This window comes from Lacinutrix salivirga (assembly GCF_053604675.1).
The window spans coordinates 44,876-61,957 of the sequence record NZ_JBSHNP010000039.1; the positions used below are offsets into that span (position 1 = coordinate 44,876).

Annotated in this window: 14 protein-coding genes; 8 read left to right on the forward strand and 6 right to left on the reverse strand. The window is 32.9% G+C overall.

What is annotated here, in order from left to right:
• Positions 1 to 55: 55 nt before the first annotated feature.
• The 6 genes from gyrB to secDF all read left to right on the forward strand — a co-directional run bounded on the left by gyrB (position 56) and on the right by secDF (position 8,741).
• The gene (gene gyrB, locus ACVC5O_RS00980; protein ID WP_452219590.1) at positions 56 to 2,005 is read left to right on the forward strand and encodes a DNA topoisomerase (ATP-hydrolyzing) subunit B; all 1,950 of its coding nucleotides are present in this window, start codon (positions 56 to 58) and stop codon (positions 2,003 to 2,005) included.
• Positions 2,006 to 2,102: 97 nt separating this feature from the next.
• The gene (locus ACVC5O_RS00985) at positions 2,103 to 3,119 is read left to right on the forward strand and encodes a DUF6588 family protein (protein ID WP_452219591.1); all 1,017 of its coding nucleotides are present in this window, start codon (positions 2,103 to 2,105) and stop codon (positions 3,117 to 3,119) included.
• Between the two features lie 90 nt (positions 3,120 to 3,209).
• Positions 3,210 to 4,136, forward strand: a complete 927-nt coding sequence (locus tag ACVC5O_RS00990; RefSeq protein WP_452219592.1) for a malate dehydrogenase — start codon at positions 3,210 to 3,212, stop codon at positions 4,134 to 4,136.
• A gap of 104 nt (positions 4,137 to 4,240) precedes the next feature.
• The gene (locus ACVC5O_RS00995; protein WP_452219593.1) at positions 4,241 to 4,903 is read left to right on the forward strand and encodes a hypothetical protein; all 663 of its coding nucleotides are present in this window, start codon (positions 4,241 to 4,243) and stop codon (positions 4,901 to 4,903) included.
• Between the two features lie 67 nt (positions 4,904 to 4,970).
• The gene (locus ACVC5O_RS01000; protein ID WP_452219594.1) at positions 4,971 to 5,585 is read left to right on the forward strand and encodes a hypothetical protein; all 615 of its coding nucleotides are present in this window, start codon (positions 4,971 to 4,973) and stop codon (positions 5,583 to 5,585) included.
• A gap of 132 nt (positions 5,586 to 5,717) precedes the next feature.
• On the forward strand, positions 5,718 to 8,741 hold the full coding sequence (gene secDF / locus ACVC5O_RS01005) for a protein translocase subunit SecDF (RefSeq protein WP_452219595.1): 3,024 nt from the start codon (positions 5,718 to 5,720) through the stop codon (positions 8,739 to 8,741).
• Positions 8,742 to 8,837: 96 nt separating this feature from the next.
• Here the strand turns inward: secDF and ACVC5O_RS01010 are convergent, their stop codons facing one another.
• The 6 genes from ACVC5O_RS01010 to folE all read right to left on the reverse strand — a co-directional run bounded on the left by ACVC5O_RS01010 (position 8,838) and on the right by folE (position 14,490).
• Positions 8,838 to 10,427 carry a hypothetical protein gene (locus tag ACVC5O_RS01010; protein ID WP_452219596.1) on the reverse strand — a complete coding sequence of 530 codons (1,590 nt, stop codon included), beginning with the start codon at positions 10,425 to 10,427 and terminating at the stop codon, positions 8,838 to 8,840.
• A gap of 96 nt (positions 10,428 to 10,523) precedes the next feature.
• Positions 10,524 to 11,015, reverse strand: a complete 492-nt coding sequence (locus ACVC5O_RS01015) for a DUF192 domain-containing protein (protein WP_452219597.1) — start codon at positions 11,013 to 11,015, stop codon at positions 10,524 to 10,526.
• Positions 11,012 to 11,938, reverse strand: a complete 927-nt coding sequence (gene lgt / locus ACVC5O_RS01020) for a prolipoprotein diacylglyceryl transferase (protein WP_452219598.1) — start codon at positions 11,936 to 11,938, stop codon at positions 11,012 to 11,014. The genes ACVC5O_RS01015 and lgt overlap by 4 nt, the downstream gene beginning before the upstream one ends.
• Before the next feature lie 105 nt (positions 11,939 to 12,043).
• Positions 12,044 to 12,277, reverse strand: coding sequence for a membrane protein insertion efficiency factor YidD (gene yidD / locus ACVC5O_RS01025; protein ID WP_452219599.1), 234 nt, complete (start codon positions 12,275 to 12,277; stop codon positions 12,044 to 12,046).
• Positions 12,278 to 12,307: 30 nt separating this feature from the next.
• A complete protein-coding gene (gene cysS, locus ACVC5O_RS01030) occupies positions 12,308 to 13,789 on the reverse strand; it encodes a cysteine--tRNA ligase (RefSeq protein ID WP_452219600.1) in 1,482 nt (493 codons plus the stop codon).
• 23 nt (positions 13,790 to 13,812) lie between these two features.
• Positions 13,813 to 14,490 carry a GTP cyclohydrolase I FolE gene (gene folE, locus ACVC5O_RS01035; protein ID WP_452219601.1) on the reverse strand — a complete coding sequence of 226 codons (678 nt, stop codon included), beginning with the start codon at positions 14,488 to 14,490 and terminating at the stop codon, positions 13,813 to 13,815.
• A gap of 201 nt (positions 14,491 to 14,691) precedes the next feature.
• On the opposite strand from folE, the gene ACVC5O_RS01040 reads away from it, so the two are divergent.
• Both ACVC5O_RS01040 and ACVC5O_RS01045 read left to right on the forward strand, forming a co-directional pair.
• Positions 14,692 to 15,162: a hypothetical protein gene (locus tag ACVC5O_RS01040; protein ID WP_452219602.1), complete on the forward strand. Its 471-nt coding sequence runs from the start codon at positions 14,692 to 14,694 to the stop codon at positions 15,160 to 15,162.
• Between the two features lie 6 nt (positions 15,163 to 15,168).
• A partial coding sequence (locus ACVC5O_RS01045) for a PKD domain-containing protein (RefSeq protein WP_452219603.1) occupies positions 15,169 to 17,082 on the forward strand: 1,914 nt, incomplete at its 3' end.

Consider the following 17,082-nt stretch of genomic DNA (forward strand, 5'->3'; position numbering starts at 1 on the left):
GCAACAGTGTCCTTTCCTCTGGGAAGGAATCAGGAAAGGCAAAAAACATTTAAATATGAGCGAAAAAAAAGAAGAGTTTAATAAGCACAATTATTCGGCAGATAGTATTCAGGCACTTGAGGGAATGGAGCATGTACGTATGCGTCCATCCATGTATATTGGAGACGTTGGTACAAGAGGTTTACACCATTTAGTTTATGAGGTTGTCGATAACTCTATTGACGAAGCTTTAGCAGGACATTGTGATAATATTACAGTAACAATTAATGAGGATAACTCCATAACCACAGAAGATGATGGTCGTGGTATTCCTGTAGATTTACACAAAAAAGAAGGGGTCTCTGCACTAGAAGTTGTAATGACTAAAATTGGTGCAGGTGGAAAGTTTGACAAAGACTCGTATAAAGTTTCTGGTGGACTGCATGGTGTAGGTGTAAGTTGTGTAAACGCATTGTCTGATCACCTTAAAGCAACTGTATTTAGAAATGGTAAAATTTGGGAACAAGAATACTCTAAAGGAAAGCCTTTATATCCTGTAAAAGCTATTGGTGATACAGATAAAAGAGGTACAACTGTAACTTTTAGACCAGATCCAACAATTTTTACTCAAACTTTAGAGTATAATTACGATACTCTTGCAAGTAGAATGCGTGAATTAGCGTATTTAAATAAAGGAATCACTGTTCACTTAGTAGATAAACGCTCTAAAAAAGAAGATGGTTCTTTTGAAGGTGAAACGTTTCATTCTGAAGAAGGATTAAAAGAATTTATAAAATTTTTAGATGGTAATAGAGAGCCTTTAATGAAAGATGTCATTTCTTTTGAAGGCGAGAAGAATGGAGTGCCAGTTGAGGTTGCCATGATTTATAATACTAGTTATGCTGAAAATTTACACTCTTACGTAAATAATATTAATACACACGAAGGTGGTACACACCTTTCTGGTTTTAGACGTGGTTTAACACATACATTAAAAAAATATGCAGATGAGTCTGGCATGTTAGACAAGTTAAAATTTGATATTGCTGGAGATGATTTCCGCGAAGGTCTAACAGCAATAATTTCGGTAAAAGTACAAGAGCCACAATTTGAAGGACAAACAAAAACTAAATTAGGAAACAGAGAAGTTTCTGCAGCAGTAAGCCAATCGGTTTCAGAAATGCTTACCGATTATTTAGAGGAACATCCAGACGATGCTAAAACTATAGTACAAAAAGTAATACTTGCAGCACAAGCACGCCACGCAGCACAAAAAGCGCGTGAAATGGTACAGCGTAAAACAGTAATGAGTATTGGTGGTTTGCCTGGTAAATTATCGGACTGTTCTGAGCAAGATCCTGCAAAATGTGAAGTATATCTTGTTGAGGGAGATTCGGCAGGTGGAACCGCAAAACAAGGTCGTGACAGAGCATTTCAAGCCATTTTACCATTACGAGGTAAGATTCTTAATGTAGAAAAAGCCATGACACACAAAGTGTTTGAAAACGAAGAAATTAAGAACATTTTTACAGCTTTAGGTGTAACCATTGGGACCGAAGAAGATAGTAAAGCACTTAATCTTTCAAAATTAAGATACCATAAAATAGTAATTATGTGTGATGCTGATATTGATGGCTCTCACATTGAAACGCTAATTTTGACGTTTTTCTTTAGATATATGAAAGAACTAATTGAAAATGGTCATATATACATTGCAACTCCACCTCTATATTTAGTAAAAAAAGGAGCTAAAAAGCGTTATGCTTGGAGCGATGAAGAGCGTATAGAGATAATGGAAGAATTTGGAGAATCCTCTAAAATACAACGTTACAAAGGTCTTGGAGAGATGAACGCAGAACAGCTTTGGGATACAACAATGAATCCTGAGTTTAGAACCTTACGTCAAATCCATATAGATAATGGTGTAGAAGCAGATAGAGTTTTCTCAATGTTAATGGGAGATGAAGTACCACCACGTAGAGAATTTATAGAGAAAAATGCAATTTATGCTAATATTGATGCATAAATAATTAACTTTATAATCCGAATAAAACACCCTCAATAAAACTTTTGAGGGTGTTTTTTCGTTTATAGTGTATAAATTAAATTTAAAAGTCCAAAAAATGTTAAAAAAGAGTCTATTAGTTATGTTAGGAGTAAGCTTTTCTATAGGAAGCTTTGCTCAAGAAAATTTAAACGATTTATTAGCTGCAGGTATTGAGGATGCTAAGCAGTTTTCTCAAAATTATGTAGCTCCAGCAAACGATGGTTTAGCCTACGCCATCAATAATGGATGGTTTGATAATGCAAAATCGCCAAAACAACATGAATTTCAATTGTCTATTATTGGTAATGCTTCCTTTATAAAAGACGAGAGTAAATCTTTTGAATTTAATGTTTCAGATTACGAAAACATAAGATTTTCGGATAATAGTCCTTCAAAAACTGTAGCAACAGCTTTAGGCCATAACACTCCAGAAATTAATGTTATTGTAACTTATGACGATCCTATTTTTGGAAATCAAGAGTTTGAACTTACTTTGCCAACAGGAGTAGGAGCAGAGAATGTAAATCTATTACCAACGGCATATTTACAAGGGAGTTTTTCAGTATTTAAAGGCACACAAGTTAAAGCCAGATTTTTTCCAAAAATTAATACCGAAGATGTTGAAATTGGCTTGTATGGATTTGGTATTCAGCAAGAATTTACAGCCTGGTTGCCAGAAGATAATAATTTCCCAGTAGCACTATCTGGTTTAATAGCCTATACGCATTTAGATGGTAATTATGATTTTACTAGCACTAATATTGTGGATGGAAGCAACCAGCAAGTTCAAACTAAAGTAAACAGCATGCTATACCAATTAATTGCAGGCACAACATTTAAAAAGCTTAATGCTTATGCAGGTTTGGGTTACTTAAATGCAAACACAACTACAGATTTATTAGGAACCTACAGAGTGTCCGATGGTGTATTGTTTTCAGAAGAAATTGTGGACCCTTTTTCTGTAGATTACGAAACTAGTGGAGTAACAGCTACATTAGGAGCAAATTTAAAACTAGGTTTCTTTGGTTTAAATGCATCTTACACACTTGCGGAATTCGATAGTGCTTCGTTAGGAATACATTTCATGTTCTAGATTTAATAATTTCTTAAGTAAAAGTTATTTTAAAATGTTAATTTTGTGGAAACAAAACATTTATCACTAATTTAAAACATAAATAACAAAATGAAAGTAACAGTAGTTGGAGCAGGAGCAGTAGGAGCAAGTTGTGCAGAGTATATTGCAATTAAGGATTTTGCAAGCGAAGTTGTATTATTAGACATTAAAGAAGGTTTTGCTGAAGGTAAAGCAATGGATTTAATGCAAACAGCATCGTTAAACGGTTTCGATACAAAAATAACAGGAGTTACAAACGATTACTCTAAAACAGCAGGATCAGATGTTTGTGTCATTACCTCTGGAATTCCAAGAAAACCAGGAATGACTCGCGAAGAGTTAATAGGTATAAACGCAGGAATTGTAAAATCTGTATCTTCAAGCCTTATCGAAAACTCTCCAAATACAATTATTATTGTAGTGAGTAACCCAATGGATACAATGACCTATTTAGTACATAAAACCACTGGATTACCAAAAAGTAAAATTATTGGTATGGGAGGCGCTTTAGACTCTGCACGTTTTAAGTACAGATTAGCCGAAGCTCTAGGAGCTCCGATTAGTGATGTAGATGGAATGGTAATTGGTGGACATAGCGATAAAGGTATGGTACCATTAATTAATAAAGCAGCTAGAAATAGTGTAAAAGTTTCAGAGTTTTTATCTGAGGAACGTATGGATCAAGTAGTACAAGATACTAAAGTGGGTGGAGCAACACTTACAGGTTTACTTGGCACATCTGCTTGGTATGCACCAGGAGCTGCTGTATCTGCAATGGTACAGGCAATTGCATGCGATACTAAAAAAATATTCCCTTGCTCTGCATTGTTAGATGGTGAGTTTGGATTAAGCGATTTATCAATTGGTGTGCCTTGTGTATTAGGTGCAAATGGTATTGAAAAAATTGTTGAAATTAGTTTAAGTGATGCAGAAAAAGAAAAACTAGCAGAAAGCGCAGAAGGCGTTAAAAAAACTAACGGTTTGCTAGAACTATAAACCAATAAAATTTGTTGTTTAAATGTTATGGCAAGGTATTTGTCTTAATCTATAAAGTAACAAAAATCTAAAACAAATATTAAATTAAAAACACATTTAAAACAATGAAAAAATTACTTTTTATTTTATTAGTCGCTATTAGCTTTAATGCTGTAGCTCAAGAAAATATGACCGAAGGTGTTATAGCTTCTAAAATGACAATGTCTAGCGATAATGAGCAAATGAAAGCGCAATTTGCTATGATTGGAGATATGAATATCACTACCTATTTTAAAAACAATAAAACAAGGTCTGAGCTAAATAATCCAATGACTGGAGAATCCACTACGATTATAGACAAAGATGCTAACAAAACAATGTCTATGATTAATAACCCAATGATGGGTAAAAAATATGCCATTAATGATATAGATGTATCTAATGAAGACTTAGACGATATTAAAGTAACTAAAGGTGAAAAAACTAAAACAATTTTAGGTTACGAATGTCAAGAATATAATGTGGTTATGAGTAAAGATGGTGTAGATATGAAAATGGATATTTACAGTACCGAAAAAATTAGTGCAGCTAACCAACAAACTGAAGCTTTAGGCGATAAGTTTAAAGGATTTCCACTGTTATTAAACATTTATATTAACCAAGCTGGTATGGATATGAAAATGACTTACGAAGTAACAGGTATTGAAAAAAAGACTGTTGCAGACGCTAAGTTTGATATGACACCACCAGAGGGTTACGAAAAAACAGATGCTTTACAAGGTATGTAATTTATAATAATTTTCAATTTTTTAAAAAGCAACTCTATATTAGAGTTGCTTTTTTTATATTTGGCGTATGAGAACAAAATGGTATTTTGGTGCTTTACTACTTATTCTAACCTATTTTGGTGTTTCCCAAAATCAGGTAGATGTACCAAATCAGGAAATTGTTATCCAGTTTACTCATGGAGAAGTCTCTACCAATACTTCTCAAACCACTATTAATGCCGTTAAGGAGCAATTAATTGTATTAGGAGTTTCTAATGTTAAGGTTGAAGAGCTTCACAACGGACAATTAAAAATTAAATATTACAGCAGCACTAATAGCTTCAGAATAAAACAAAAGCTTCTCTCTAACCGGAATCTTTCTTTTAAATCCGTTTCAAAAGAAAAGGATAGTTTACCCTCAGAAAACCATAAAAATCAACAGTTTGAAAATTATAATTTAGAAGTTTTCGACATTAAAACTGGAGATCCAAATTCTGGCTTAAACAATAAATATGTGTTTGAGCTTAAGCAAGAATATATAAGGTTTTACAATCCTAATTCAAATGCCTTTTCAGGAACATTGCCTGCTAATGAATTCTGTAATACTATATTATTTAAAAACACTTCAAATAAAACTATAGTACTTGCTATAGATTATAGGTCTTATAATATTCCAGAAGTAAGAGCTGGACCTAATTGCTAAACCTAGCATTAAAGCCTCTTTTCAAAATTTATAAAGAGCAAAACAAAAATTACATTTAAATATTAAAAACAGTGTCAAGTTTTTCAGCATGTATTATATTTGCGCGTTAAATTTTGACTAAAAAACAACATTATGCAAAACAAAGGATTAGTAATACTTTTTGCAATTCTATTTGGATTGGTAAGTATTTATCAATTGTCGTTCACTTTTAAGGAGAATGCAATTGAAAAACAAGCAAGAGAAATTGCAGAAAGCAAGTTCGACCAATCTGACGCAGATTACAATAACAAAGTAACAGAATTTGAGGATGCTTATTTAGATTCTCTATTAACTCAAAAAGAAACCGTTTTTTTAGGAAACGATTATAGTGGAGTTAAAGACAAAGCAATGAAATTAGGTCTAGACCTTAAAGGTGGACTTAACGTAATCTTACAAGTATCTGTAAAAGACATCTTAAAAGGATTAGCCAACAACTCTAAAGACCCAATATTTAATAAGGCATTAGATGATGCAGATGAGCTTCAAAAAGACAGTCAGAATGACTACATCGAAGACTTTTATGTAGCATTCGATAAAATTAGTGGTGGAAAAAAATTAGCATCTCCAGATATTTTTGCTAACAGAACGTTAGTAGATGAGATTAACATGAATATGTCTGACTCTGAGACAAAAGCAGTGATTTCTCGTAAAATTGATGAGTCAATAGTTTCAGCTTTCGAGGTACTACGTAAGCGTATTGATGAGTTTGGTGTAAGTTCTCCAAACATTCAACGTTTAGGAAGTTCTGGTCGTATTTTAGTAGAAATGCCAGGTGTTAAAGATGTTCAACGTGCTACAGATTTAATTACAGGTACTGCACAACTAGAATTTTGGTATGGTTTTAAAGGTGAACAGTTTCAACCTTTTTTAGTCGAAGCTAATAACCTATTAAAAGAAAAATTAGAAGGTACTAAAACCAAAGACACCTCTAATACAAACACAGCAGAAGATGATGTGGATAAAACAATTGAAGCCTTAACAGGTGGAGACGATGTGACTACAGATGAGGTAAATCCATTATTAGATTTATACCAAGGACCAGGTTACCAAGGAGGACCAATATTAGGACAGTTTAAAATAAGTGATGAGCAAAAAGTACTCGATTACTTAAATATGAGAGAAGTAAGAGCATTATTGCCTGCAGAACTAAAAAATGTAAAGTTTTTATTTGGTAAAGCTGCAAAAGGTAGTGAAGTGTCTGAACTTTATGTATTACAAGGAAATAGAGATAACGCGCCACCTTTAAGTGGAGGTGTGGTTACAGATGCAAGACAGTCTTATGGGCCAACAAATAAGCCAACAGTTACTATGCAAATGAATGGTAAAGGCGCTAAAGTTTGGGAGGAAATGACAGGGACTGTATCTCAAACAGGTGGACATATTGCTATTGTTTTAGATAACAAAGTATATTCTGCTCCAACATCTTCTAGTGGACCAATTGCTGGAGGAAACACTGAAATTTCAGGAAACTTTACTTTAAATGAAGCAACCGATTTAGCAAACGTATTACGTGCTGGTAAATTACCTGCAAGAGCAGATATTATACAAAGTGATGTTGTAGGACCATCTTTAGGACAAGAAGCTATAGATAGTGGTTCTATGTCCTTTTTAATTGCGTTAGGGTTAGTATTAATATGGATGGTGTTTTATTATGGTAAAGCAGGTTTATTTGCAGATATCGCTATGTTATTAAATATCCTTTTAATATTTGGTGTACTTTCTGGATTAGGAGCTGTACTTACTTTACCTGGTATTGCAGGTATTGTATTAACAATAGGTATGTCTGTAGATGCAAACGTACTTATTTTTGAACGTATTAGAGAAGAATTAGCAAAAGGTAAAGACCAAAAAACATCTATTAAAGATGGATTTGCAAATGCATTATCATCGATTTTAGATGCTAATATTACAACAGGTTTAACCGCTTTAATTTTATTTATTTTTGGTACAGGACCAATTAAAGGTTTCGCAACTACTTTATTAATAGGTATTGTAACATCATTATTTACTGCAATATTTATTACAAGATTACTTGTAGATTGGTACGATAATAAAGGAGGTAAGTTAGAGTTCTCTACAGGAATCACTAAAAACTTATTCAGTAATATCGATATCGCTTTCTTAAAGAAACGTAAAACAGCTTATATCATTTCTGCAATTTTAATTTTAGGTAGTGTCGCTTCTTTATTTACTAATGGTTTAGATCAAGGTGTTGATTTTGTTGGAGGTAGAACGTACCAAGTACGTTTTGCTCAGGATGTAAGTGCATCAGAAATTGCTGAGGTGTTATCTCAACCAGATGTGTTTAATAGTGCAGAAGCTAAAACTGTAGGTGATAATAATAATCTAAAAATCACAACCAAATTTAAAGTTGAGGCAACAGGTAACGAAGTAGATGAAGAAATGCGTAATACGTTATATACTGCTTTACAACCTTATTTAAACGGACAATCTTACGAAGATTTTGTTGATAACGGAAACCAAAATAAGCAAGTAGGTATTATGCAACAATACAAAGTAAGTCCTTCTATTGCTGATGATATTAAAAAAGCATCGTTTTGGGCTATATTAGGATCACTAGTTGTGGTATTCCTTTATATTCTTTTCCGTTTTAAAAGATGGCAATTCTCACTTGGTGCAGTAGCAGCTGTATTCCACGATGTATTAATTGTATTAGGTGTATTCTCAATTACACATAAATTTATGCCATTTTCAATGGAAATTGACCAAGCCTTTATCGCAGCAATACTTACTGTAATTGGTTACTCGTTAAACGATACGGTTGTTGTGTTTGATAGAATTAGAGAATTCTTTAATGAACATACAGGTTGGGAGTTTAATAAAGTAATAGACAAGTCTTTAAGTAGTACCTTAAGTAGAACATTAAATACCTCTTTAACAACTTTAGTAGTGTTGTTAGCCATCTTCATTTTTGGTGGAGAATCTATTAGAGGATTTATGTTTGCCTTAATTGTAGGTGTAATTGTAGGTACATACTCTTCATTATTTATTGCAACGCCAATAATGTATGACTCTGTTAAAAGAGGAGGAGCTACCGAAGCGTTAAAAGATAAAGTAAAAGAAGAAGAGGATGATTTAGAAAACGTTAAAGCGTAATTCTTTTATATCCATTATATAAAAAGCCTTTCTGTTTAGCAGAAAGGCTTTTTACTTATATTACTATGCGACAACAATTTAAACGTCGAATAGATTTTACTTTTTAAAACGATTTACAAAAGATGTTAAATTGGTAGCATAACCAACAAATAGTTGTGGGTGAATTTGGTAGCTGTCTGCATGGTAAAAGCCACCTAGCCTAGCAAATATACCGCTTTTGCTTCCTTTTTCAGGATTAGTTAGCCAGTAGAAATCGGCTTTAATATTTACCACATTATATTTAGCCACAAAATGTCTAATATCATTATTATTTATTAGTGCTGAAACATCTTCAATACCAGCAACACTGTCTGCTCCATTATATGTTAAGTTGTTTAAACTCACATTTACATCTGCACCAAAGTTAGTTTGCGGTCTAATTTCTATGTTTAAAATTGGTCCATGACTAACAGAAAATAATGAACCTGTTTTATTATCGTCTTGTCCAACTGTATTTACAATAGTATTATTAATTGCCGTTCTGTAAAACGAAGCATTGTAACCTAAACTTATATGAGAGAAAAAGCGTTTAGCCTCATGTGTTAATAGTTCTAAATTTAACGTCCCAGAAAAATTGTTTTTGGTAAGTAACTCAAAATGCTCAAAACTTAGTGGCTCACTACCATTTGTAACGAGTTGTATTTCTCTCAATTCGTTATTTGATCCATTGTATAAAGCCACGTTTACTTCTGTTGTTAATTGCCTTAATAAGGTGTAATTGCCACCTGTAAATAGAAAATTACTAGAATTTCGTTGATTTAAAGGAAGTAATAATCTAGCTTGTGCATTTACTAAACTATTGGTTTGGTTATTGTCAAAAGCCATAGCATCTGTATATAAAATGGCAGTAAAAAAATCGAAAAAGCGACGTTGTTTAACACGTTGCGATGGTTTATCTGGTGTTAAAACTAGTTCTTCGTTCGCAAGAGAATAGTTAAAATGCTGATCGGATTTAAAATCAAAAACCGAATTGTAATCTATAGTATAACAGCTTCCGTTTACCTTAAAACTATTGGTATTGCCTGAGTTATTAAAATATCTTATAGGAATACTATATTCATCATTAAGGATTACAACATTGTCGTTACCATTTATATTCCCTTCAATTAAAATGGTTGACGCTTTATTATTAAAAAAATTGAGATACGCTTTTTCAATGTTTAGTGTAGCTTCTGTAAGAGAATTTACATTGTCTGTTTGACCTTTACATTTCTTATCTGGCTTTAGAGTTATTGTTTTATTTAAAATAATTTTACCAGAATATTCATCTTCAAGTCCATCAATACCTTCTGTAAGCCTTTGCGATTCTGTTTTTAAAGCTTCTTTTTTAGCTAATATTTTTTTTCGTAGAGATTCAATGGCTTGTTTTTCTTCAAGAATATTGTCTTTTACTCCATTATCTATTGTTTTTAAATGGTTAATAAAGCTCGCAGCAAAAACCTCTAATTCAATATCATACATATAATTTATTGTTTCTTTATTTTTATTTGAAGCATCTATGGTCTTCAATTTAAAACTAGAGGAATCAAACTTTGCTTGTACTTCGTAAGCAGAGTTGTTTATTATAATATTATCTATAGGAATATAATCTTGCGCAGAAGCAAAGGATACTATAACTAAAAGTAGTAAAAAGATAATTTTTTTCATGGTTGGTTGTTTTAGCGATATCTAAATCTACAAAGTTTAAAGCAAAAAAAAATACCTAATTAAAGGTATTTATATTATTTTTTAAAAAACGTGTAGTTATTCTCTAAATTCATAATACTCTAATCGGTCTCCAACTTCTAGCAACCATTTTTCGGCTAATCCAGCATTTACTTCTAGTACAAATTGAGCAGGCACTTCAGACTGTAAACCACTTTCGTCAAAGGGAACAGCATTTTCCTTAAAACTCACAATTTGCTTTTGACCGTTTAAAAATATAATATCTAAAGGAATTTTAGTGTTTTTCATGTAAAAAGATCGTAGCGTGCTACTAGGAAAAACAAATAACATACCTTGAGAATCCTTCATGGAATCTCTATACATTAATCCAGTTTGGATGTCGTAATCGGTATCTGCTATTTCAATGTCTAATTTCGCAATTATAGAGTCTGAAGTCGATTTATATATAGTTAATTCACCTTCTTTTTTAAATTCCACTTTTGCTTGTTTAAGTGCTTTGGTTTCTTCTTTACAAGATAAAAAAGTAGCGATTAAGCAAATAGTTAATAATAATACACTCAATTTTTTCATTTTACAACAGTTTTAGGTTTATACACAAACATAAAATACAAGCCTATTAAAATAAACGGAATACTTAATAATTGTCCAGTATTAAGAAGCCAGTCTGCGCGTTCTGGATTTTGAGCCTCTTTTACAAATTCTACAAAAAATCTAATAGTCCAAAGTAATACTAAAAATAAGCCGAATAAGAATCCTGTTTGGTCTTTCTTGTTGGTTTTAGTATAAAAATACCATAGAATTGCAAATAAAAACACGTAACTAATAGCTTCGTATAATTGTGCTGGATGCCTAAAAGGGACATCGTTTAATAGGTTGGCAAATTGTGGATTATCGGTTACTGCAGCATAAGCTTTTTTGACGTCTTTAATTCCTGTAAGTTTAACAATTTCGTATTTATTATATTCTTCTTGGATAAACCGAACACCAAAAGGAGAATTGGTTACTTTTCCTATAATTTCGGAATTTATAAAGTTACCAAAACGAATAAAAACTGCTCCAGAAGCAACAGGTATTACAATGCGATCTAAAATCCACATTAGTGATTTGTAATTGTATTTTTTTCGGTAAAAGTACATGCCTATTATAATGCCAATAGCAGCTCCATGGCTTGCTAAACCTTGAAATCCAGTAAATTCAAAACCATTTTTGAAACTAAAAGGGAGGAAAATGCTAAAAAAATCGTCTTTAATTAATTCCGATTGATAAAATAATACATGGCCTAAGCGTGCACCTAACATGGTTGCAATTACTGTGTATATAAAAAGAGGATCTAAATACTCTAAACTTACCTTTTCTTTTTTATAAATGCGTTTTATGATTTGCAATCCTATAAGAAATGCAGCTAGCCACATTAAACTGTAGAAATGTATTTTGAAATTGCCTACAATGTCAATTCCTGTTATTGGATTCCAATCAAATTTTAATAAAAACATAATTATTATTTTACAGCTGTAAATATAGTATTAATGCTGAATTTATTTGGATTTATTAAATAGGATTAACTATAATTTATGTTATTAGTTGCTACATGTTAAGTATTACTCTTCTTTTTTTGGAACGGGATCATAACCCTTTCTTCCCCAGGGATGACAACTAAAAATCCGCCTTAATGCTAGTTTACCACCTTTAAAAAAGCCATGTACCTCTAATGCCTCTTTAGCATAATGGGAGCAAGTAGGCTGAAATCTACACGTAGGTGGTGTTAATGGCGAAATAAATGTTTGATAAATTTTTATTAAAAACAAAATTGGTGCAATTAGTATTTTTTTCATAATATGAACCAATTAAGCTTTTATAAAAACCTAGTTTGTAGAAAATGTTGTGCCTTCTCTGCTGTCGTTTAAGGTAATACCAACTTCGGCGAGTTCGTCACGTATTTTGTCTGACAAGGCAAAGTCTTTATTGGCTCTAGCCTCTTGTCTTAAGCGTATGAGTAATTCTACAGCTCCAGTAAGTTTATCTACACCTGCAGTAGTGTTTTGCTCATTTTTTAAACCTAAAATATCAAAAACAAAAATATTTATTGCGTTTTTAAAGCGCTCTAAGTCTTCAGTAGAAATTGTTTTGTTTCCTTCTTTTATCGCATTAATATGGCTTACTGCTTCAAATAAATTAGCGATTAAAATAGGTGTGTTAAAATCGTCATTCATTGCATTGTAGCAATTTTGGATCCATACTTCAACATTAAACGAAGAGGTGTTTGAGGGTTTTAGATTTTCTAAATCATCAACAGCATTCATTAATCTATTAAAACCTTTTTCGCTAGCTAAAAGTCCGTTATCTGTTAAATCTAAAACGCTTCTGTAAGCAGACTGCATCATAAAAAACCGAATAATATTAGGGTTATAAGGCTTAGACATAATATCGTTTTTGCCAGAAAGTAATTCCGCAGGATTTATATAATTCCCAGTAGATTTACTCATCCGAGAGCCATTAAGCTCCAGCATATTAGCATGCATCCAATACTTAACAGGCGCTTTGCCTTTAGCAGCTTGGTTTTGTGCGATTTCACATTCGTGGTGAGGGAATTTTAAATCCATTCCGCCTCCATGGATGTCAAATTGTTCGCCTAAGTATTTGGTACTCATAGCTGTACATTCTAAATGCCAACCAGGGAAACCGTCACTCCATGGCGAAGGCCAACGCATAATGTGAGTAGGCTCGGCTTTTTTCCAAAGTGCAAAATCTTGCGGATTTTTTTTGTCACTTTGTCCATCGAGTGCTCTTGTATTATGGATTAGGTCTTCTAGCTTTCGTTTGCTTAAAATGCCATAATTATTTGTTTCGTTGTATTTATGGACATCAAAATATACAGATCCATTTACTACATAAGCAAACCCGTTATCTATAATGGTGTTTATAAGTTCAATTTGTTCAATTATGTGACCAGTAGCAGTAGGCTCAATACTTGGAGGTAAAAAGTTGAGTTTGTTTAATACGTGATGAAAATCTACAGTATAACGCTGTACAATTTCCATAGGTTCAATTTCTTCTAAGCGTGCTTTTTTTATAATCTTGTCTTCACCTACATCAGCATCGTTTTCTAAATGCCCTGCATCAGTAATATTACGCACATAACGTACTTTGTAGCCTAAATGTTTTAGGTATCTAAAAATCATATCAAAAGACATAAACGTTCTCACGTTACCTAAATGCACATTGCTATACACCGTTGGTCCACAAACATACATGCCAACATAACCTTCGTTTAAGGGTTTAAAAGCTTCTTTTTTTCCTGTTAAAGAATTATAGATTTGTATATTTTGATTTTTATATAATTGCATCTTATAATATTGCTTTACAAAGACTAAAATTTAGTGTCTAATTGTATATAATCTAAAAACTCACGTTTGTTTTCTTTTTCTTTAAATTTTCCTCCAAACTCTGAAGTTACAGTGCTGCTTTCTATATCTCTAATACCTCTAGAGTTTACACATAAATGTTTAGCATCTATAACGCAAGCCACATCCTTTGTGTTTAACACGCTCTGTAATTCTTTTACTATTTGAATCGTTAGACGTTCCTGTACTTGAGGTCGTCTTGCAAAATGGTCAACAATTCTATTCATTTTAGACAAACCAACTACAGTTCCGTTAGAAATGTATGCAATATGTGCACGTCCAACAATTGGTAATAAATGGTGCTCGCAAGTAGAATACACAGTAATGTTTTTTTCTACAAGCATTTCGCCATATTTATATTTATTATCAAAAGTAGAAGCTTTCGGTTTTGTGTTTGGGTTTAAACCTCCAAAAATTTCATTCACAAACATTTTTGCGACACGATTTGGTGTGCCTTTTAAACTGTCGTCATTCAAATCCAATCCAAGCGTGTGTAAAATATCCTTGACATTAGTTTTTATACTTTCAATTTTTTCTTCATCAGAAAGCACAAATGCATCCTCACGCATAGGTGTGTCAGACGAACTGCCTATATGGTTATCTCCAATGGACTCAATAGCTTCAATTTGTTTGTCAATTTTCATCTAAATAATTTTATATACAATACTGTAAAATAGTTTGCAAAGATAGTCAATAATTAAAAAATGAATATGAAGGTAGGAGTTTTTTAATCTTAATTGTTTTATAAAGGAAGAGAAAGTGAATTTAGGTATTGAAATTAACAGTTAGTTAATTAAAATTTTCTTAATTTTCACGCTTTATTTAACAAGTAATATCGAATACTAATGAAAATTAATGTTTTAGTTATTTTAGCTTTAAGCTTTTTTTGTTGTACAATTAGCGTAAATGCTCAGTCAGATTGGAAAGAGAAACACGATGTGAGTTTTGTTTCAGCCAATAATTTATCTAGTAAATTCTCAAAAAAAGAAAAGCAGTTTATTGAAGAAGTCTATGGAAAAGAGGCTAAAACTTTAGTGTATAATGATGCTGACTTTTCTAAAAGCTTAAAACATCTTTTAAGAAATAGAATAGAATTTATTGATGCTAGTAAAAATCCAAAACTAAAAAAAGGTAAATTGTTATCTCAAGTAGAGCTTTCTGAAGATTACACTACTCAAAAGAAGGACTATAGTTTTAATCTTGAAACTTTTAATCCTCTAAAATATAAACTCGACTTTTTTTCTAAAGGAACTTATTTATACATAATTGATAATACAAATTATGTGATTCAAATTACATCTCAATATAGAAAATAATATATTATGAAGAATATTACTTTAATACTACTTCTTTCGTTATCAATAAACTGTTTTGCGCAAGACGTGTTAATGCAAAACGGAACATTTAATCAATGTTCAGGGATTTTTTATGATTCTGGAGGTGCAGGAGCCAACTACTCAAACGATGAAAACTTTACAACTACAATATGTTCGCCTAATGCTGGAGAGTTTATAATATTAGATTTTACAAATTTTCAAACAGCACTATTAGATAATATGACCATTTACGATGGTGATGATACTACAGCTCCTGTTTTAGGAACATTTTTTGGTAGTGCTGCCACAACAGGTGCTTCTGGAATAATTCAAGCATCTGCTACTAATGCGTCAGGATGTTTAACTATTGAGTATGTTTCTAATTCTACTGGAACAAATTCTGGATGGGAAGCAAGTATAGCTTGTGCAGTGCCATGTCAAACAATTACAGCAACAATAGATAGCACAGATCCTGTTGCTACAGGAGGTGTAATCGCTGTCCTGCCTGGAGATGTTGTTACTTTTACTGGTGTTGGTACTTTTTCAGACGACGATACTGGAGCAGTTTATACTTGGGATTTTGGAGACGGAACAGCTCCTGTAACTGGTTTAAATGTCTCTCACTCTTATGGAGTTGCAGGAGATTATACTGTAACCTTTACTGTGTCTGACGATAACCCTTTAGGATGCTCTAGTACAGATACAATTGAGATAAATGTTTTAAGTGCAGATGTCTGTATTGCTGCGCAACCCATCTGTTCTGATATAGAAAATGTACCTTCTCAAACTGGTCCTAATTCTGCCGAACCTGGTATTAATTATGGGTGTTTAGGTTCGCAGCCAGATCCTATTTGGTATTTTTTACAAACAGACGATGTTGGTGGAGATTTAAGTTTTACTTTGAGTCAATACGATGGTCCTAATGAAACTGGAGGAGGTAACGATGTAGATTTCATTGTTTGGGGTCCGTTTGACCAACCACAATGTGGTGCAGCTAATTTAAACCCTTCAACACAAGTAGATTGTAGCTTTTCAGCCGTATCTGTAGAGCAAATTAATATACCTGCTGCGCCTCCAAATTCATATTACATGTTATTGGTAACTAATTATAGTCAACAAGATGGATTTATAAACATGGTACCTAATGCAGGTTCTGCTGGCACAAATTGTGATATTATCTGTCAAGTAGATTTAGGTCCTGATGAAACTATTTGTGGAGGAGCAGATTTTACTATTACACCAACTTCTAATGGAGCATTTAATACTTTTGAGTGGCAATTAGATGGTGTAACTATCCCTGGAGAAACAGGTTCTACGTTAACTGTTACGCAATCTGGAACTTACACGCTTATTGCAACAGGTACAGATGCTGTTTTTGGTGATCCATGTACAACTCAAGATGACATTGTAATAAGTTTACAAAGTAGTGCAACAGCCGATGCTTCTGCTGTTACTACTCCTATTTGCAATGGCGAGGATGCAGAATTTACAATTACTGGCACTCCAGATGCAGAGATTAGCTTTAATATTAATGGAGGAGCTACCCAAACTATAACTCTAGATACTGCTGGAGAATTTACAGTAAGTTTACCAGCTGTAACTGCAGACCAAACAATAAATTTAACTCTAGCTGATGATTTAACAGGATGTCCTGTAACACTCACAGACTCAGAAACTGTAGTTGTTAACCAAATAGATGACCCATCCTTCACCTTACTACCAACCTGTGATGGAGGCGAAGTAGATGTACCTTCAGTAGTCACACCAGGCGGAACCTATAGTTTCACACCACCAGCACCAACAGATGGCGCTATGATAGATGCAACTACAGGAACAATTACAGCAGGATTACCAAACACAACCTATTCAGTAGATTATACAACATCGGGAGCTTGCTCGGCAACAAGCACAGAAACAGTT

Bases quoted from the DNA above. Each gene is read 5' to 3' on its own strand.
- cysS (WP_452219600.1), bottom strand. From the start codon at position 13,789: ATGCAATTATATAAAAATCAAAATATACAAATCTATAATTCTTTAACA.
- ACVC5O_RS00995 (WP_452219593.1), top strand. From the start codon at position 4,241: ATGAAAAAATTACTTTTTATTTTATTAGTCGCTATTAGCTTTAATGCT.
- ACVC5O_RS00990 (WP_452219592.1), top strand. From the start codon at position 3,210: ATGAAAGTAACAGTAGTTGGAGCAGGAGCAGTAGGAGCAAGTTGTGCA.
- gyrB (WP_452219590.1), top strand. From the start codon at position 56: ATGAGCGAAAAAAAAGAAGAGTTTAATAAGCACAATTATTCGGCAGAT.
- ACVC5O_RS01040 (WP_452219602.1), top strand. From the start codon at position 14,692: ATGAAAATTAATGTTTTAGTTATTTTAGCTTTAAGCTTTTTTTGTTGT.
- folE (WP_452219601.1), bottom strand. From the start codon at position 14,490: ATGAAAATTGACAAACAAATTGAAGCTATTGAGTCCATTGGAGATAAC.
- secDF (WP_452219595.1), top strand. From the start codon at position 5,718: ATGCAAAACAAAGGATTAGTAATACTTTTTGCAATTCTATTTGGATTG.
- ACVC5O_RS01010 (WP_452219596.1), bottom strand. From the start codon at position 10,427: ATGAAAAAAATTATCTTTTTACTACTTTTAGTTATAGTATCCTTTGCT.
- ACVC5O_RS01000 (WP_452219594.1), top strand. From the start codon at position 4,971: ATGAGAACAAAATGGTATTTTGGTGCTTTACTACTTATTCTAACCTAT.
- yidD (WP_452219599.1), bottom strand. From the start codon at position 12,277: ATGAAAAAAATACTAATTGCACCAATTTTGTTTTTAATAAAAATTTAT.
- ACVC5O_RS00985 (WP_452219591.1), top strand. From the start codon at position 2,103: ATGTTAAAAAAGAGTCTATTAGTTATGTTAGGAGTAAGCTTTTCTATA.
- ACVC5O_RS01015 (WP_452219597.1), bottom strand. From the start codon at position 11,015: ATGAAAAAATTGAGTGTATTATTATTAACTATTTGCTTAATCGCTACT.
- lgt (WP_452219598.1), bottom strand. From the start codon at position 11,938: ATGTTTTTATTAAAATTTGATTGGAATCCAATAACAGGAATTGACATT.